The sequence below is a fragment of the Gluconacetobacter azotocaptans genome, assembly GCF_014174355.1.
GTDB lineage: Bacteria > Pseudomonadota > Alphaproteobacteria > Acetobacterales > Acetobacteraceae > Gluconacetobacter > Gluconacetobacter azotocaptans.
Genome location: NZ_JABEQF010000005.1, coordinates 278695 through 294485, shown reverse-complemented (window position 1 = coordinate 294485; position 15791 = coordinate 278695). Strand labels below are relative to the sequence as shown.

Annotated in this window: 14 protein-coding genes; 7 read left to right on the top strand and 7 right to left on the bottom strand. The window is 66.8% G+C overall.

Annotation, left to right across the window (positions count from 1 at the left end; genetic code table 11):
* Positions 1-45: 45 nt before the first annotated feature.
* Both HLH34_RS08975 and HLH34_RS08970 read right to left on the bottom strand, forming a co-directional pair.
* The gene (locus tag HLH34_RS08975) at positions 46-1536 is read right to left on the bottom strand and encodes a carnitine 3-dehydrogenase (protein ID WP_183119223.1); all 1491 of its coding nucleotides are present in this window, start codon (positions 1534-1536) and stop codon (positions 46-48) included.
* A 3-nt stretch (positions 1537-1539) separates the two neighbouring features.
* Positions 1540-2433, bottom strand: coding sequence for a BKACE family enzyme (locus tag HLH34_RS08970; protein WP_183119222.1), 894 nt, complete (start codon positions 2431-2433; stop codon positions 1540-1542).
* Positions 2434-2587: 154 nt separating this feature from the next.
* Between HLH34_RS08970 and HLH34_RS08965 the strand changes: the two genes are divergently transcribed.
* Positions 2588-3529, top strand: coding sequence for a GlxA family transcriptional regulator (locus HLH34_RS08965; RefSeq protein ID WP_183119221.1), 942 nt, complete (start codon positions 2588-2590; stop codon positions 3527-3529).
* 287 nt (positions 3530-3816) lie between these two features.
* Positions 3817-5259, top strand: coding sequence for an APC family permease (locus HLH34_RS08960; protein WP_183119220.1), 1443 nt, complete (start codon positions 3817-3819; stop codon positions 5257-5259).
* 27 nt (positions 5260-5286) lie between these two features.
* Here the strand turns inward: HLH34_RS08960 and nhaA are convergent, their stop codons facing one another.
* Positions 5287-6546 (bottom strand): Na+/H+ antiporter NhaA, encoded by a 1260-nt coding sequence (gene nhaA, locus HLH34_RS08955; RefSeq protein WP_204738844.1) that lies wholly within the window; start codon positions 6544-6546, stop codon positions 5287-5289.
* Between the two features lie 245 nt (positions 6547-6791).
* On the opposite strand from nhaA, the gene HLH34_RS08950 reads away from it, so the two are divergent.
* Positions 6792-7820, top strand: a complete 1029-nt coding sequence (locus HLH34_RS08950) for an MYG1 family protein (protein ID WP_183119219.1) — start codon at positions 6792-6794, stop codon at positions 7818-7820.
* Between the two features lie 43 nt (positions 7821-7863).
* On the opposite strand, the gene HLH34_RS08945 is transcribed toward HLH34_RS08950, so the two are convergent.
* A complete protein-coding gene (locus HLH34_RS08945) occupies positions 7864-8403 on the bottom strand; it encodes a DUF523 domain-containing protein (protein WP_183119218.1) in 540 nt (179 codons plus the stop codon).
* A gap of 172 nt (positions 8404-8575) precedes the next feature.
* Between HLH34_RS08945 and HLH34_RS08940 the strand changes: the two genes are divergently transcribed.
* Positions 8576-9637 (top strand): alpha/beta hydrolase, encoded by a 1062-nt coding sequence (locus HLH34_RS08940; RefSeq protein ID WP_183119217.1) that lies wholly within the window; start codon positions 8576-8578, stop codon positions 9635-9637.
* A 110-nt stretch (positions 9638-9747) separates the two neighbouring features.
* Entirely contained in the window at positions 9748-10467 is a 720-nt protein-coding gene (locus HLH34_RS08935; RefSeq protein ID WP_183119216.1) for an HAD family hydrolase, read from the top strand.
* An 87-nt stretch (positions 10468-10554) separates the two neighbouring features.
* On the opposite strand, the gene HLH34_RS08930 is transcribed toward HLH34_RS08935, so the two are convergent.
* The gene (locus HLH34_RS08930) at positions 10555-11994 is read right to left on the bottom strand and encodes a mannitol dehydrogenase family protein (protein WP_183119334.1); all 1440 of its coding nucleotides are present in this window, start codon (positions 11992-11994) and stop codon (positions 10555-10557) included.
* Here HLH34_RS08930 and HLH34_RS08925 point away from each other — a divergent pair.
* Positions 11987-12340 carry a hypothetical protein gene (locus HLH34_RS08925; RefSeq protein WP_183119342.1) on the top strand — a complete coding sequence of 118 codons (354 nt, stop codon included), beginning with the start codon at positions 11987-11989 and terminating at the stop codon, positions 12338-12340. The two genes, HLH34_RS08930 and HLH34_RS08925, sit on opposite strands and share 8 nt — an antisense overlap.
* A 95-nt stretch (positions 12341-12435) precedes the next feature.
* Here HLH34_RS08925 and hglS read toward each other — a convergent pair whose 3' ends face one another.
* Positions 12436-13824, bottom strand: a complete 1389-nt coding sequence (gene hglS, locus HLH34_RS08920) for a 2-oxoadipate dioxygenase/decarboxylase HglS (RefSeq protein ID WP_183119215.1) — start codon at positions 13822-13824, stop codon at positions 12436-12438.
* Positions 13825-13907: 83 nt separating this feature from the next.
* On the bottom strand, positions 13908-14858 hold the full coding sequence (locus HLH34_RS08915; RefSeq protein WP_183119214.1) for a LysR family transcriptional regulator: 951 nt from the start codon (positions 14856-14858) through the stop codon (positions 13908-13910).
* 236 nt (positions 14859-15094) lie between these two features.
* Between HLH34_RS08915 and HLH34_RS08910 the strand changes: the two genes are divergently transcribed.
* The gene (locus HLH34_RS08910; RefSeq protein ID WP_183119213.1) at positions 15095-15772 is read left to right on the top strand and encodes a DUF1028 domain-containing protein; all 678 of its coding nucleotides are present in this window, start codon (positions 15095-15097) and stop codon (positions 15770-15772) included.
* Positions 15773-15791: the final 19 nt, after the last annotated feature.

The following is a 15791-nucleotide window of genomic DNA, read 5'->3' as shown; positions in this document are numbered from 1 at the left end:
GCCCTGTGGGCCGGACAGGACCGTCGCCCATGTCCGGTGCCGCAATCAGGAGGTTTTTGGACGGATGCCGATGCTGCCCCCGGCGCCGGCCGGTCGTGGCAGCGCCGCATGCTTGTCCCCGATCGCCATGAGGGCCGCCTGCACGGCGGGCAGGATCGGGGCGCTGGCGCCCTGCCGGGCATCGACATGGATCAGCATATGTTCCGATGTCGCCACCGCTGTTCCGTCGGCACCGGTCATGGTGTGGAACAGATGCAGGCGCTTGGCGTCATGGCCCAGGATCTGCGAGCAGACGCGGACGGCATCGCCGGCATGGACCTGGCCCAGATGGCGGATATGGCTTTCGACGGTGTAGAAGCTGTGGCCGGCGCGGACATAGGCCTCGTTCGCGCCGATCAGGGCCAGCACATGGTCCGTGGCCTGGCCGAAGACCTGCAGGTAGCGGTGTTCGGTCATGTGCCCGTTATAATCGATCCATGCGTCCAGCGCGTGGCCCTGGTACGACACGATCGGGCCGTCGGGGTCGGGTATCGCTGTGTCCGCAGGGGCGCGCGCATTGCGGAAACCGTTCAGCGTCCGGCCTGCCGCGTACCCGTCCGGGCCGACCTGCGACAGGGCGTTCAGGATGCGGACCAGCGCGTCGTCGCGCAGGGCCTCCAGCTCGCGGATCGAGGTGCCGGCGGCCTGTTCGTCGGATTGCGTGGCGATGCGGTCGATCAGCGTGTCGGTCAGTTCCGGCGCCACCAGCTTCGTCCACGGCAGTTTCAGCGCCGGCCCGAACTGGTGCAGGAAATGCCGCATGCCGTCGTCGCCGCCGGCCAGGCGATAGGTCAGGAACGTCCCCATGAACGCCCAGCGCAGCCCTGCGCTGTAGCGGATGGCGTCGTCCAGTTCCGATGTCGTGGCCACCCCTTCCTCGATCAGCCACAGCCCCTCGCGCCACAGGGCCTCCAGCAGGCGGTCGGCGATGAAGCCGTCGATTTCCTTGCGCACGCGCAGCACCTGCATGCCGGTGCGCGTATAGAACGCGGCGGCGCGGTCCCGGGTCGCCTCCGTCGTCTGGTCGCCGCCGCAGATTTCGACCAGCGGCAGCAGATAGACCGGGTTGAACGGATGACCGACCACCAGCCGGCCGGGGTGGCGCATGTCGGCCTGCAAGCGGCTGGGCAGCAGGCCGGATGTCGATGATCCGATGAGGGTATCCACCGGCGCCACGGCGTCGATCTGCGCCAGCACGCTGCGTTTCAGCGTCTCGATTTCCGGCAGGCTTTCCTGCACGAAATCCGCGTCGCGGACCGCATCCTCCAGGGTGGGGGCGAAAATCAATTGTCCTTCCGCGACGGTTGCGCCGGGATACAGCCGCGCCCATGCCTGCCGCGCCATGGCCAGGACCGCGTGCGCCCTGTCCCGCGCGCTGTCGCTGGGGTCGTAGAACGCGACGTCGATGCCGTTCAGCAGGAACCGCGCGGCCCATCCCGCGCCGATCACCCCGCCGCCGATGACGGCGGCGCGCTGGATTTTATCGTCCTGGGTCATGGCTCAGCCCCGCTTGACCAGCTTCAGGTGCGTACGGACTTCCTGCGGTGTCATAATGGCGACGTTCATCGCCTCCAGCGTCGTGACGGCACGGGCCACCAGGTCGGCATTGCTGGCGAACTGGCCGCGTGAGAGGTACAGATTGTCTTCCAGTCCCACGCGGATGTTGTGGCCGATCATCGGGGCCAGCCCGACATAGGGCAACTGGTGGCGGCCCAGCGAAAACGCGCTGTAGATTGTGCCGGGGGGCAACCGGTTGACCATAGACAGCAGGGTCAGGACATCGTCGGGCGCGCCGTAAGGCACCCCCATGCACAACTGAATCATCAGCGGCGCGTCCAGCAACCCTTCCTTCAGCAGATCCTTGACGAACACCAGATGGCCGGTGTCGAAGACCTCGAGTTCCGGCCGGACGCCCAGCGCCTGCACCTGCGCCGCCATGGCGCGCAACTGCGACGGCGTGTTGACCATGATGTAGTCGCCCAGCGCGAAATTCATGCTGCCGCAATCCAGCGTGCAGATCTCGGGCAACAATTCGGCGATATGCGCCAGCCGTTCGGTCGGGCCGACCAGATCGGTCGCGCCGGCCACCGGCGGCAGGGGCGTTTCGCCCGATTGCAGGACCAGGTCGCCGCCCATGCCGGCCGTCAGATTGATCACGACGTCGGTGTCGGACTCGCGGATGCGCTCGACGACCTCGCGATACAGCGCGATGTCGCGGGCGGCGGCACCGGTTCTGGGGTCGCGGACATGGATATGGGCGATGGCGGCCCCGGCCCGGGCGGCGGCGATGGCGGCGTCGGCGATCTGCTTCGGCGTGATCGGCAGATCGGGATGGCGCGACGCCGTGTCGCCCGATCCGGTGACGGCGCATGTGATGAACAGTTTCGAGGTCATGTTGGCTGCTCGGACTCCGGCCCAGGCCGCGAGGTGTCCGGCCACCCTGGCCGGGGTCGCGACGGGATGACCGGCAGCGTAGGGCCGTGCGATCGGGACAGGCGTGCCGAAAACCGGCGTTGATGTGCTGTTTCGCGTCTGCTTGACTGCCGGCATGACGGTGCGCATCGGATTTCTGCTGATCCCCCGCTTTTCGGCGCTGGGCTTTCTGTGCGCGGCCGAACCGCTGCGCGTCGCCAATCGCCTGGCCGAGGAAAGATTGTTCGAATGGACGGTATTTTCCGAGGATGGCCGCCCGGTGGCGGCGTCGAACGGGATGCAGATCGCGGCCGACGCGCCCCTGGGGCCGGATGCGGCGCTCGACAGCCTGGTGGTCGTGGCGGGGTTCGAGCCGCTGAAGCAGATTTCGCCGCGCCTGCCGCGCCTGCTGCGGCGACTGGCGGCGCGGCGGGTGGAAATCGGGGCGCTGGATACCGGGGCGTTCGTACTGGCCCAGGCCCGGCTGGTCGATCAGGTGCCGGTCACCATGCATTGGGAAGTCTGCGCCGCCTTTGCCGAGGCCTTCCCCGACCTGATGCCCTCGAGCGAATTGTTCGAGGATCACGGGCGCATTTTCACCAGCGCGGGGGGAACGGCATCGATCGACCTGATGCTGCATCGCATCGCCCGCCTGCACGGGCCCCGTCTGGCCCGCCGCGTGGCGGAGCAGTTCATTCATTCCGCGATCCGTCTGCCCGGTGAACCGCAGCGTCGCCGCGCGCTGCGCGATGCGCCGGCGGGCGGGCGGATACTGGCGCGCCTGACGGCGTGGATGGAAAGCGTCGCCGACCGACGCGTGGCGCCGGGGGAGTTATCCGACCTGGCCGGTCGCTCCCCCCGACATATCGAGCGGCTGTTCCGCCGGCAGTATGGCTGGGGACCGGCGGCCCATCACCGCAAGCTGCGCCTGGCGCGGGCGCGGACACTGCTGCGGGAAACCGCTCTGTCGATCGTGGATATCGCCGATGCCTGCGGGTTCGAAAGCCGTTCGAATTTCTCTCGTGCCTATCGGTCAGAATTCGGAATCGCGCCGGCGCGGGACCGCGTGGAGCCGTGAAGGCGAGGCCGGCATGACACAAGGCCGGGCGTTGCCCGAACCCACCAGGGCCTGAGGTCCTGGACCCCGATCGTGGCGTCGGGCGCAGGGCGGCCGTTTCCATTTTGAGTCCGTGACGATACGTTGGACGAACTGTACCGGCTGGAGATCGACATCAGGCCGATGGTGCGCTTCTATGGCTGCGATGGATCGACAACCGAACTGGAGCGGCTGACGCGCGGGATCTGGTGGCGGATGGCGTGATTCGATGCGCGCGCCCTTTATCCGCAAGGAGCCAAGGAGGCAGCATGATACCCCACACCGCCACCGGCTTCGTCCGGTCCCTGCGCTGGAGCGACGGCGTCATGCTGGCGATCGGCACGCCGGTCACCACCTTCTGTCTGATCGGCCTGGAAATCGGGCCGATCGGGGCCTGGGGCGCGCTGGCGGTCTGGTGCGTCACCAGCCTGGTCGCGCTGGTCCAGAACCTGATTTATGCCGAACTGGCGTTGTTGCTGCCCGACCGGTCGGGCGGGATCGGCGTCTTCGCGCATGAGGCCTGGCGGCGATACGCGACTCCGCTGGGGGCGCTGGCCGTTTTCGGCTACTGGGCCGGCTGGTCGGTGACGCTGGCGGTCTGCGGGTTGCAGGTGGGGCGGCTGGTGCAGGCCCAGTGGTTTCCGTCCTGGACGGCGACGATGTCGCTGGGCGGAGGCGCGGTGGGGTTGCCGCATGTCGTCGCCGCCGCGATGATTCTGCTGGTTTATGTGCTGAACGTGCGGGGCATCGCCCTGGTGGCGCGCGTCAATCGCATTGTCAGCGTGCTGCTGGGCCTGCTGGGGGCGGTGTGCCTGATCGGCCCGTTCTTCGTGGTGCCCATCGACCTGTCGCGCCTGCACTGGCATTTCGAGGGGGTGGGCGGGCTGCCGCTGTGGCAGGCTTTCCTGGTCTGGTCCTTCATCACGTCCTGGACCAGCTACGGCACCGAACTGTGCGCGACATTCGCGCCCGAATACCACAACCCGCGCGAGCACATCCGCTGGGCGCTGATGGTGTCGTCGCTGATCGTCATCCTGGTTGCTGTGCTCAGCTGCGTCGTGTTGCCGTCGGTGGTGGGGGAACAGGCCATCGGCGACGATCCGGTCGGCTTCTACGTCGCCGTCGTCGACCGTATCATCGGCCACGGGCTGACGGGCGTCTTCATCGCGGTGATCTGCCTGGCGCAGTTCGTGACGATGAATTCGGCCATCGCCGGGTCCAGCCGCGCGCTGCACGGCCTGGCCGAACGGGGGCTGACCGTGCGGCAACTGGACCGGCTGAACAGTCGGGGTGCGCCGGCCCGGGCCATGGTGGTGGATCTGGTGGTCAACATCTTCATCGTGTTCTTCATCGCCAATATCACCGGCATCATCTTCGCGGGGAATATCGGCTACATCCTGTCGGTAATCCTGGCGCTGGGCGGGTTCATGATCCTGCGGCGGCATCGGCCGGACCAGGTGCCGGCTATCTGTCGCGGGCGGATCTGGACCGCGATCGCGGTGCTGCTGGTCGCCTTCAACCTGGCCATGCTCGGTGTCGGATTCCTGCATCCCGCCGCCGCCGGATATGGCGGCCATACGCAACAGATCGTCGCCGTCGCGATCCTGGTGTGCTCGCTGCTGCTGTTCTTCTACCGGCGGGGCGTCCAGGACAGTGACGGATTGCGCCTGCGTGAGGCCGATGCCCTGCCGCAGCCGGGCATCACGCGGTAAGGCGGACGGGTCGGGGGTGTGTTGGGACTATGCCTGCCGGCGGCGTCCGCGCACATATATCGTGCCCCAGCCAAGTCCAGACGCGGTGGCGATCACCGAGCCCGCGAGAACGCCCAGCTTGGCCGCGCCGAGCAGGTTCGCGTCTTCGAAGGCCAACATGGCGATGAAGATGGACATGGTGAACCCGATGCCCCCCAGCAGCCCGATGAGACACACGCCACCCCAATCGACGCCCGGCGGCAGCCGGCAGAAGCCAAGGCGCACCGTCAGCCAGCTCACGCTCACGATCCCCGAGAATTTTCCTGCAACCAATGCAATGGCGACACCTGCCATGACCCATTGCGGCCCGCTTCGGGAAAGGTCGACCCCATCAACCGTCACGCCGGCATTCGCCAAGGCGAAGAGGGGCATCACCCCGTAGGCCACCCACGGGTGTAACGCGGCCTGTACCCGCACGACAGGAGGAAGCATCTCGCGTTGGGTATCCAGCGGATTCTTGCTTGCACGCATGGGCATGACAGGCGTCATCAGCCCCAGCACCACACCCGCCAGTGTGGGATGGACGCCCGTCATCAGCAAACCGGCCCAAATGACCGCTCCCGGCAGTACATAGGCATAGGCCGAGCCGATACCGATGATATGCAGGCTCGACACCATGACAACGCCCAGGCCCGCGACCGCGAAACCGCCGTAATGCAGTCCGCTGGAATAAAAGAAGGCAATGATGAGCACGGCCACAATGTCGTCGATAATTGCCAGCGCCAGCAGGAAGATGCGGATATTTCCGGGGATCGATTTGCCCAGAAGCGCCAGTACGCCGACGGCGAAAGCAATGTCCGTGGCCGTGGGGACCGCCCAGCCTTGCCGTTGTGGACCGGCGCCGTTCAGACCGAGATAGAGCAGTGCAGGCACGAGCACGCCGCCGAGCGCCGCGGCGACAGGCAACAATGCCTGCCGCAGGTCCGTCAGCGCCCCTTCATGAACTTCCCGCCGTATTTCCATGCCGACGACCAGGAAGAATACGGTCATCAGCACATCATTGATCCAGAAGTGCAGAGGATGATCGAAGATGAACCCACCCAGCCGGATCGCAAAGGAAAGCTGCCAGAGGTGATGATAGCTGTCCGCCATCGCTGAATTGGCCCAGGCAAGGGCAAAGGCGGCGGCGGCCAGCAGCACGGCGCCGCTGACGGCTTCGATATGCAGGAAGTGCTCGAGGGCGGCGAAGGTGCGTTCGGCGATAATCCGGACGCGAGGCAATTTTCGCTCGGGTATGGGATGATCCATCGGCGTGCTTTCTCCGCGTGGCGGCCCGACCAACACAAAAGCCTGCCTCGTCGCACCCTGCGGCGGACACCCACCCACTTACTATCAAAGCGGATCGGGGTTTCCAACCACAAGGCGATTGCTGCCCCGTGGCCTGGGGGCCGGAGCGGGCAGTGTTTCCGACAAAGGGTGTTGTCTGGCGGTAGCCCGTGCGGCATGACGGAGCACGATCGAAAATTCACCCTTGTATGCCAGCAGGTCCCTATATGTCAGAGCACACCCCCATTGGTCTTGAGAATGGGACCACACCCGTCAAGGCACTGACCCATTCGGGGAATTTCCATGTCGATGAAACGCTGGGGTACGTCATCCTTCATTACGCCCTTGCGCCGCAGGGTGATCTGAGAGGCCGTGTTCTGGCGGACGCACCCGTCGACCGGCTTGATTTCACGCGTACGCGGGCGCCGGAACGCATCAAATCGGCCGACATCGTGTTCGACGTGGGCGGTGCGTATGAACCGTCCCGGGGACGGTATGACCATCACATGAAGGACAAGCCGCTCCGCGAGGACGGCACGCCCTACAGCGCGGCCGGGTTGCTGTGGAAGGATTACGGGGTCGCGGCGCTGCGCAATATCCTGACGACGCCGGTGGACGACGAGGGGCTGGCTGCGATCTGGCAGGCCGTCGATCACGCGCTGGTCCTGCCGATCGACCAGGATGACAATGGCGTTGCGAAGATGGGCAAGCTGTCGCTGGCGGACATCGTGTCGGCCTGCGGTCCGGCCTGGGACACCGCCGAGCTTTATGGTCCCGACGAGGCGCGGTCGAGGGAAGCCCAGGGCTTTGCGAATGCCGCCGTGGCCGTTGCGTCCCATCTGGTCAATATGGTCGACCGCGTGCGCGCCGGCCTGAAGGCGGCGAACCGGGTGATGGCGGCCTATGACAGCGCGGACGACAAGCGCATCCTTGTCATGGACACGGGCATGCCCACCGAGAAGGTGATTTTCGAGCAGCAGCTTCCCGTCGTCTACGTGGTCTCGCCGGCCGGACCCGACCGGTGGAATGTGAAGGCCGTCCCGCCCAAACGGGGCGATTTCGGACAACGGGTCTCGCTGCCGGAAGCGTGGGGCGGCCTGGAGAGGGAGGCGTTGGCCGAGATGTCCGGCGTTCCGGATGCGGTCTTCGCGCACCCGGCCCGCTTTATCTGTGGCGCGGCCAGCAAGGACGGCGCGTTGAAAATGGCGCGGCTGGCGCTGGAAATCGACGCCTCCTTGGAACGGCCTGGGGTCTGACGACCTCTCCCCAGTCCCTTATGAAAAATCGATGACAAAGCGGTCATTTCTCGATCGACGGAGAGTTAAAACGCTCTCCGTCGTTTGCTGTACATGCTTCAAGTCTTGCGGCCAGTTTATCAATTTCGGAATCTGCAAAAACTTCGATCCTATTATCGCGTAGAAGAGCTGCCGTGACACCGGTCCCGTCATGGAGGATGCCCCGGAAGCTGCCATCATATATGAAGTTGCTGCCGCATGAGGGACTTCCATCGGTCAAAAGGGCAAAGACGCAGGCCTGCTCCCGCGCAAGCGTAAGGGCTGCTTGTGCGCCCGCGCGGAACAGGTCAGTGACGTCATTGCCCGTAGATTCGAGGACGCAGCCATTTCCCGCCAATACGTCCCGCCCCGAGCGACCAGCGACTATTTCGGCTGCTGGCCGTGGAACAGCGAAGCCAGCCGCCAGTTCGGGACAAAGAGTGACGACCCGTCCTTCGGCCAGCCAACGCAGTAATGCGGGATGAACCAACGATTTGGCGGTCCCGTTGTAGCGCACGGGGCGTCCCACCAGGCACGCACTCACAAGGATTCTGGGACCGCTCATCGGTAATTTTCCTCGGACCAGTTGCTCCCTCGACTCAAGAGCCTCCCCCCCATAGCAGACGTATTGGCCATGGATATAACTGCTCTGGTGATGGCAAGCGTGGAATGCGACGATTCCGTAATGGTCGGCTATGCTGCGACACGGATCCGAGAGAAACGATGCAGGTAACGGAATGAACGGCCGGCAAGTGCGGTGGCGGTGGGTTGGGCTGGCGCTGTTGGGGGCGTTGGCCTGCGTGTTCGCGGCGGGGCCGCGTGTGCGGCCGTGGGTGGGGGATGTCGTCCTGCCGGACGTGCCACGCGACCCGGCGGCGCTGGACGCGTGGATTGCGGCGGGGGAGCGCCGGGCGGGGGCGTTGCGGCCGGATACCGAGGCCCGGATCGTCTGGGCCGATCCGGCGCATCCGGCGCGGACGGCCTGCACCATGGTCTATCTGCACGGCTTCACCGCCAGCCAGGGGGAAGGCTTTCCCGTGCATCGCGACCTGGCGCGGCTGTTCGGCTGCAACCTGTATCTGTCCCGGCTGCCGGGGCATGGGTTGCGCGCGCCCGACGCGATGCGGGGCCTGTCGGCCGCGCGATTGATGCAGGGCGCGGCCACGGCGCTGGCGGTCGGGCGGGCGATCGGGGACCGGGTGATCGTCATCGGGACCTCGACCGGCGGGGCGCTGGCTTTGGCGCTGGCCGCGCAGCAGCCGCAGGCGGTGTCCGCCCTGGTGCTGTGGTCGCCGCTGGTGCGCGAGCGCGGCAGCCAGCTTGATCCGTTGCTGTGGCCGTGGGGCAGGTCGCTGATGTGGCTGGTCCATAATCAGGGGCGGGACGTGACGCACGAACCGGCGGTCGGGCCGATCTGGACGGGGGATGTGCATCTGGACGGCTATGTCGCCCTGGCCGAACTGACGCGGGGGCTGATGACCGACGATCTGTTCGGGCAGGTCACGGCCCCGGTCTTTATGGGATATTACGATCGCGACCCCGACCATCAGGACCCCACCGTGTCGGTGGCGGCGATGCTGCGGATGTATGACCGGCTGGGCACCCCGGCCGCCCTGCGCCGGCGTGTGGACTTCCCCGATGCGGGCGCCCATGTCATCGCCTCGCCGCTGCGCTCGCACGCCGCTGCCGCCGTCTGTCGCGCGACGCGGGATTACCTGCGTGACGTGGTGGGCCTGCCCTATGCGCCCGGGGCCGATGTCGGCGTCTGCGACATGATCCGCCCGGATGTCGTCCCGTAATATACGAGCTGCCGAAATTCAGGCTCTGTTCCCCCGGCGCCGCCCCGTGGATGCAACCTTTCGCCCCGTCAGTCATAAGGATTCAGGTCAGCAGCGAAAAGGATGACACGATGGTGAGCAATGCAGTCGTGGAGACGATCTTCGAGACGAAGCCCACGCCGGTCCGTGGCGTGATCTTTGATATGGATGGTCTGCTCCTCGACAGCGAGACATTGGCGATGGATGCGCTGGTCAGTGCTGGCAAGGACCTTGGCTACGACATGCCGTCGGTGTTCTGCCGTCGTATGATCGGCTTGCCTGCCGACGATTGCCGCCGTCTCGTCCAGGGCGATTATGGTGCGGCGTTCCCCCTGGAGCGCTTCTTCGCCCTGCAGGAAATCCATCTGCGCAATTTCGTCGATACGGGGCGACTGGCGCTGAAAGCGGGGGTGGTGCCTCTACTGGATCTGCTGGATCGCCTCGGACTGCCGCGTGCCATCGCGACGTCTTCCAGCCGCTATCGGACAGACCATCACCTCAAGCTTGTCGGGCTGGATCACCGTTTCGACGCAACCGTCACCCGTGATGACGTCTCGCGCGGCAAGCCCAGTCCGGAACCTTATTTGACCGCGGCCCGTAAGATCGGCGTTGCACCGGAATTCTGTCTCGCTCTGGAAGATTCCCATAACGGCGCCCGCGCCGCGCACGCCGCTGGAATCCCTGTCATCGTCGTGCCCGACCTTTTGGAGGCGACGGACGAAATTCGTGGCAAGGCGCTGGCCGTGGTCGATGACCTCGACATCGTACGCGCCTATATCGAGAAAGCGGCCGGAATGTACGGAGCGGAGTGAGCGGGAAAGGATCTGCCGGCGTCCGTCGCTGGCGGAGCCACCGACCGCGCCTGCACTCACAGCGACAGGGTTCGATCCGACAGGCTGCTAGCCCGCCTCGTCACACAACACCGCCGTTACACTCTCCTCCGTCAGGCGACGCAGCATGCCGGCAATCTCCGCCGCATGGTACTCGTGCCTGGGCAACGGCGGTCCGAACACCTCCTCCATCTCCAGAAATGCTTTTGCCTGCGCGTGATGGTCGTGCCGGGCCTCGGCGCAAATACGTCGCAGCGTCTCGGCGCGGGGATCGGCCAACGCCGTATCCAGCGCCTGCTGTTCATGAAGCGCGAACCAGCGTATCCACCCGGCAATCAGCAAAATCGCACCCGGCGTCGGGCGTCCGGCCTCGATATTCGCGCGCATCGGCGCGATGACCCGGGCCGCCATTTTGGCCGAACCGTTGCGCCCGATGCGATCCGCCCGATGCACGATGGCGGGGTTGCGAAAGCGCGTCATCAGCGCGTCGGCATAACGCGCGATGTCGTCGGACGCGAACGCGACGCCGGCGCTCTGCTCCTCGCGCATGAAGCGCGACGCGATACGTCCCAAGGCCGGATCGGCCACGGCGTCCGCGATCGTCGGCAAGCCGGCAAGCGCGCCGATATAGGCCAGGATCATATGCGTGCCGTTGAGCATTTGCAGCTTGGCGCGCTCGAACGTCGCGACATCGGATGTGAATTGCGCGCCATGCGCTTCCCAACATGGGCGCGGCCCCTCGAAATTGCCGATCACCCATTGGAACCAGGGTTCTGCCGGAACCGGCGCGGCGTCCTCGACGTCGCCCAGCGCGCGGCGCACATCCTCGATATCGTCCGGCGTCGTGGCCGGGACGATCCGGTCCACCATCGTATCGGGAAATTGCACATGCTGCGCAATCCACTCCGCCAATCGATCATCGCCACGCAACGATGCGAAATCGGTCACGGCGCGCCTCAATGTCCGGCCATTATGTGAAAGATTGTCGCAGCATAGCACGACCGGCGGCGCGCTGCCCTGCCTGCGCACCTTCTCCAGTCCGGCGGTCAGAACCCCCGGCGCGGTATGGGGCGTGTCACGTACCAGATCGGCCTGGATATCGTCCGCCTGCGCATCGAGCCGGCCATCCGCCGTCAGGTGATAACCGCTGGCCGTGACGGTGAGCGTGACGATCCGCGTCCGGCGGTCAGCCAGGCGTGCAGGCAGTCCCGGCCGATCGTCACCCAAGAATACGGATTCGGCGATGGCCCCTATAATAGAGACGACAGTGCCTTCCGGCTCCCGCGTCAGCAGCGTGTAGAGATTGTCCTGCCGTGTCAGTTGCCGGGTCAAATCGGGACGACGCATCGTCGCGGATGTAATCCCCCACCGCAGCCCGTTCTCCTTATCCGCCTCGATCGCCGCTTGCGTCGCGACAACCTGATGTGCGCGGTGAAAATTGCCACAACCCAGATGCAGAATACCCGACCGCAAGCGCGTCAAATCGAAGCGAGGCTGATGAATGGCCATGGCAGGCGAAAGGCGCGATAAAACGGCACGATCGAGCATGCGGGTGGCTCCTTCAAAAATTTCGGGTGTTCGGAAGAAAAGGAAGTACCGGGCCGATGGTTCGCAACGGTCCTGTTCCCGTCAGGACACGAAGCCGTGTGTCGACGCTTCGAACATTTATCCTGACAGCGAGGCCGTGGGTGGCGTCGTGTCGGCAATGAAGGCGAAGATGGCTGCCAGCAGGGCGAAAAGGGCGCGGCGGCGAGCGGACGTGCCCGCGCGTCTCTTGATCACGGTGCTGCGTGAGCATGTGGAAAAGGATAACATGCGCAGCATAGTCGATATCGCGATGATGGCGCGCTTCTAACGGGAAGCGGCCAGGGCCTGACATCGTGCGTCTTGTCTTCGTGTGCGAATTTTCAGGATCGGCATGCCGTCGATGACGTCTCGCGACCTGACATTTCAGCCGACGGCGAGGTCGCTCCGGCCCAGGTCGGCCAGGGCCCGGCGCAGGGAGGCGGTCTGCTGCGTCGTATAAAGGTCCAACTCGTCCAGCACCGGGCGGCCCAGCGCCGCCTCGAACGCCGCGCGGGCGTCCGATGGACGGTATGCCTGCGGGCCGCCGCCGCCCAGGTTGGACTGGAAGATGCCGGCGGCGCTGACCGGCAGGAAATCCTCGTAGACCAGGGGATCGCAGGCCAGGAAGCCGGCGGCGATCAGCCCGTCCACATCCAGCCCATCGCGGCGCGCGGCGTCCGCCGCCAGGCCTGCCGGTGTCGCGGCGTAGCGGAAGAAGGCCAGCCCCTGCCGGCGCAGGCTGTCCCATGTATCGGGAAAGGCCGTGAAGGCGTCGCGCAAGGCCTGGTCGTAGGGCCGCCCGTCGGCGATGACCCGGGCGTCGGCCAGCAGGCGGTCGTACAATGCGCGGCCGGTCTCGGTCAGGGCGGCGCCGCGCTGCTCGATCTCGCCGAAGCGCGCGGTGTGGTGGCCCGCGACCGGCGCGCCGTCGGGGGTGGTGAAGGCGATCGCTTCCTCCAGCGCCTTGAAGCTGGTCTGCCGCAGCAGGATCGGGCAGCGCCGCGTCGGCGGGCCTTCGATCGTTTCCTTGGGCGTGATGCCATGCGCGGGCATCAGGGCCTGCACCTGGTCGATGTCCAGGGTCCGGGGCGTCAGATGGTTGATATGCGGCCCCCGGAAGCACACCACGTCCGCGATCAGGCGATGGGCGGCGTGCAGCCGGCGGTAGGTGTCGAAATCGACCGTCGCCTCGCTGTGCCAGCGAAAGATCTCCAGCGCCTCGCGGACGAACAGCGTGACGTCGTGCTCGTCCAGCGCCTCGCCGGCTTGGTGCCGGGCGACCAGGGCCCTCAGGCGGGGGCTGACGATGTGGCGACGGGCCAGGATGGCGGCGGCGCGGGCGCGCAGGTCGGCGTCCTCGATCAGTTCCAGCCGGATCAGCGAGGTGAAGACGCGGAACGGGCATGCCGCCAGCGCGGCCTCGCCGACCGGACGGAAGGCGGTGGAATGGACGGGCACGCCCGCCGCCGCCAGGTCGTAATAGCCCACGGGCTCCATGCCCATGACGGCGAAGATCCGCCGGATATCGGACAGTTCCGCCGCCGTGCCCAGGCGGATGGCACCATGCCGTTCGTCGCCGAGGCGCTCCAGTTCGCCGGTTCGGGCCAGGTGCGCGCTCAGGGCCGGATCGTCGTCCAGCAGGGCCGCGTTGACGTCGCGCACCAGGTCCAGCAGCGTTCCGTACTGCGGAACCTCGTTGCGATACATCGCGGACATGGCGCGGGAAAAGGCCAGGCGGATCGCGTCGGGGCCGGGGGGACGTGCAGGGGCCATCGTGGGGTTCGTCTCGGCTGCTTCAAACGGCGGTCACGATAGGATCGGCCCGGACGCGCCGCCATCGGCAAATCGTAAACAGGTCATTCCCGGGGGGAATGTGACGCTGGGCCGGCCGGCACGCCGTCGGGGGTGGCCAGGCGGTCGAGGGCTGTTTCGGCCAGGATCCAGTCGCGGAAGCAGGCCAGCGGGCCATAATCGGCGCGCTCGGCCGGCCAGACCAGGTAATAGGCGTCGCGTTCCTCGGCCGGGCGGTCGAACAGGACCGCAAGACGGCCCGCGCGCAGTTCGTCGGCGATCAGGAAGGTCGGCAGCAGGGCCACGCCGAGGCCTGCGACGCAGGCCTCGGCCACCATGGTGAACTGGTCGAACAGCATGCCGTGGACCAGGTCGAACGCCACGCCCTGCGTGCCCAACCAGCGTTCCCAGGCGTCCGGACGGGTCACCAGATGCAGAAGCGGCGCCTTGAGGATGTCGTCCTGGGTGCGGATGTCGAACCGCCGCGCCAGGTCGGGGCTGCAGACCGGGACCGCGGTTTCCCGCCGCAGCAGGTCGGTTTGGCAGCCTTGCCAGTCCGGCTGGCCGAAATGGATGGCCGCATCGAACGATTCCAGGCGGAAATCGAAATAGGACAGGCGCGTGCCCACGTTGATGGTGATGCCCGGGCAGGCGGCCAGGAAGGCGGGCAGGCGCGGGGCCAGCCAGCGCGCGCCGAAGGTGGGCAGCGTGGCCAGGTTCAGCGTGCCGCCATAGGGATTGCCGCGCAGATACAGCGACGCGGTGCTGATGCGCCGCAGGGCCTCGCGGATTTCGCGGGCATAGGACTCGCCCCCGGGCGTCAGGCGGATGGTCTGCCGGTCGCGGGTGAACAGTTCGACGCCCAGCCGGTCCTCCAGCGCCTTGATCTGCCGGCTGACGGCGCTTTGCGTCAGCGACAGTTCGTGGGCGGCGCGGGTGATGCTGCCGGTGCGGGCGGCGGCTTCGAACGCTGTCAGGAGAGAGAGCGAGGGCAGGAAACGTCTGGGCGGGTGCATGCGCGGTCCGTACGGCGTGACGGTGCGTCCATCTATCGCGTGCCGCCGACGGCGCGCAACCGTGGCCGGGCAGCGCGGGCGCCGCCCGCGCGCTTGCCGGCCCGGTGGGCATCGGCCCCGGCTTTTCCGGGCAACGGGATCGGAAAAACCGGGGCGATCGCGCCGGGATTGTCATGCACACTTCCGGAAGGTCCGGACGGCGAAACGGGCATGTCGTCGCCGGGCAGGAGGCAGCCATGACCTTTTCCATCGCGGCGCGTTGCGCCAGGACCGGCCAGTTCGGGTCCGCCGTCGTCTCCTCGTCGCCGGCGGTGGCGGCGCGCTGCGCCTGGGCCCGCGCCGGGGTCGGCGCGGTGACGACGCAGAACGTGACCGACCCCCGGCTGGGGCCGGCGGGGCTGGACCTGCTGGCGCGCGGGCTGACGGCCGAGGAATGCTGCGCTGTCCTGTCCCGCACCGCGTCCGGCAGCGCCTTCCGGCAATTGACGATCGTCGACCGGCACGGCGGCACGGCCGTCTGGTCGGGCAGCGGCACGTTGGGGCTGTACGCCAGCGCCTGTGGGGCGGACGTGGTGTCGGCGGGCAATCTGCTGGCCAATCGCGAGGTTCCGGGCGCGATCGTGCGCGCGTTCGAAGGCAGCGATCCGGCGCTGGAACTGGGCGACCGGCTGCTGCTGGCATTGCAGGCCGGACTGGCCGCGGGCGGCGAGGCCGGGCCGGTCCATTCCGCCGGCATGGTGGTGGTGGACCGCGAAGCCTGGCCGCTGACGGACCTGCGGGTGGATTGGGACGACCGGCCCGTCGGCCGCCTGGCGGACATCTGGGCGGTCTGGCGGCCGCAGATGTACGATTATGTCGAACGGGCGCTGAATCCCGACGCCGCGCCGTCCTACGGCGTGCCGGGCGACGAATGATCCGCCGGCTGCATCGCCG

Bases quoted from the DNA above. Each gene is read 5' to 3' on its own strand.
- HLH34_RS08940 (WP_183119217.1), top strand. From the start codon at position 8,576: ATGAACGGCCGGCAAGTGCGGTGGCGGTGGGTTGGGCTGGCGCTGTTG.
- HLH34_RS08965 (WP_183119221.1), top strand. From the start codon at position 2,588: ATGACGGTGCGCATCGGATTTCTGCTGATCCCCCGCTTTTCGGCGCTG.
- HLH34_RS08925 (WP_183119342.1), top strand. From the start codon at position 11,987: ATGGCCATGGCAGGCGAAAGGCGCGATAAAACGGCACGATCGAGCATG.
- HLH34_RS08975 (WP_183119223.1), bottom strand. From the start codon at position 1,536: ATGACCCAGGACGATAAAATCCAGCGCGCCGCCGTCATCGGCGGCGGG.
- HLH34_RS08960 (WP_183119220.1), top strand. From the start codon at position 3,817: ATGATACCCCACACCGCCACCGGCTTCGTCCGGTCCCTGCGCTGGAGC.
- HLH34_RS08915 (WP_183119214.1), bottom strand. From the start codon at position 14,858: ATGCACCCGCCCAGACGTTTCCTGCCCTCGCTCTCTCTCCTGACAGCG.
- HLH34_RS08930 (WP_183119334.1), bottom strand. From the start codon at position 11,994: ATGGCCATTCATCAGCCTCGCTTCGATTTGACGCGCTTGCGGTCGGGT.
- HLH34_RS08970 (WP_183119222.1), bottom strand. From the start codon at position 2,433: ATGACCTCGAAACTGTTCATCACATGCGCCGTCACCGGATCGGGCGAC.
- nhaA (WP_204738844.1), bottom strand. From the start codon at position 6,546: ATGGATCATCCCATACCCGAGCGAAAATTGCCTCGCGTCCGGATTATC.
- HLH34_RS08910 (WP_183119213.1), top strand. From the start codon at position 15,095: ATGACCTTTTCCATCGCGGCGCGTTGCGCCAGGACCGGCCAGTTCGGG.
- HLH34_RS08950 (WP_183119219.1), top strand. From the start codon at position 6,792: ATGTCAGAGCACACCCCCATTGGTCTTGAGAATGGGACCACACCCGTC.
- HLH34_RS08945 (WP_183119218.1), bottom strand. From the start codon at position 8,403: ATGAGCGGTCCCAGAATCCTTGTGAGTGCGTGCCTGGTGGGACGCCCC.
- hglS (WP_183119215.1), bottom strand. From the start codon at position 13,824: ATGGCCCCTGCACGTCCCCCCGGCCCCGACGCGATCCGCCTGGCCTTT.
- HLH34_RS08935 (WP_183119216.1), top strand. From the start codon at position 9,748: ATGGTGAGCAATGCAGTCGTGGAGACGATCTTCGAGACGAAGCCCACG.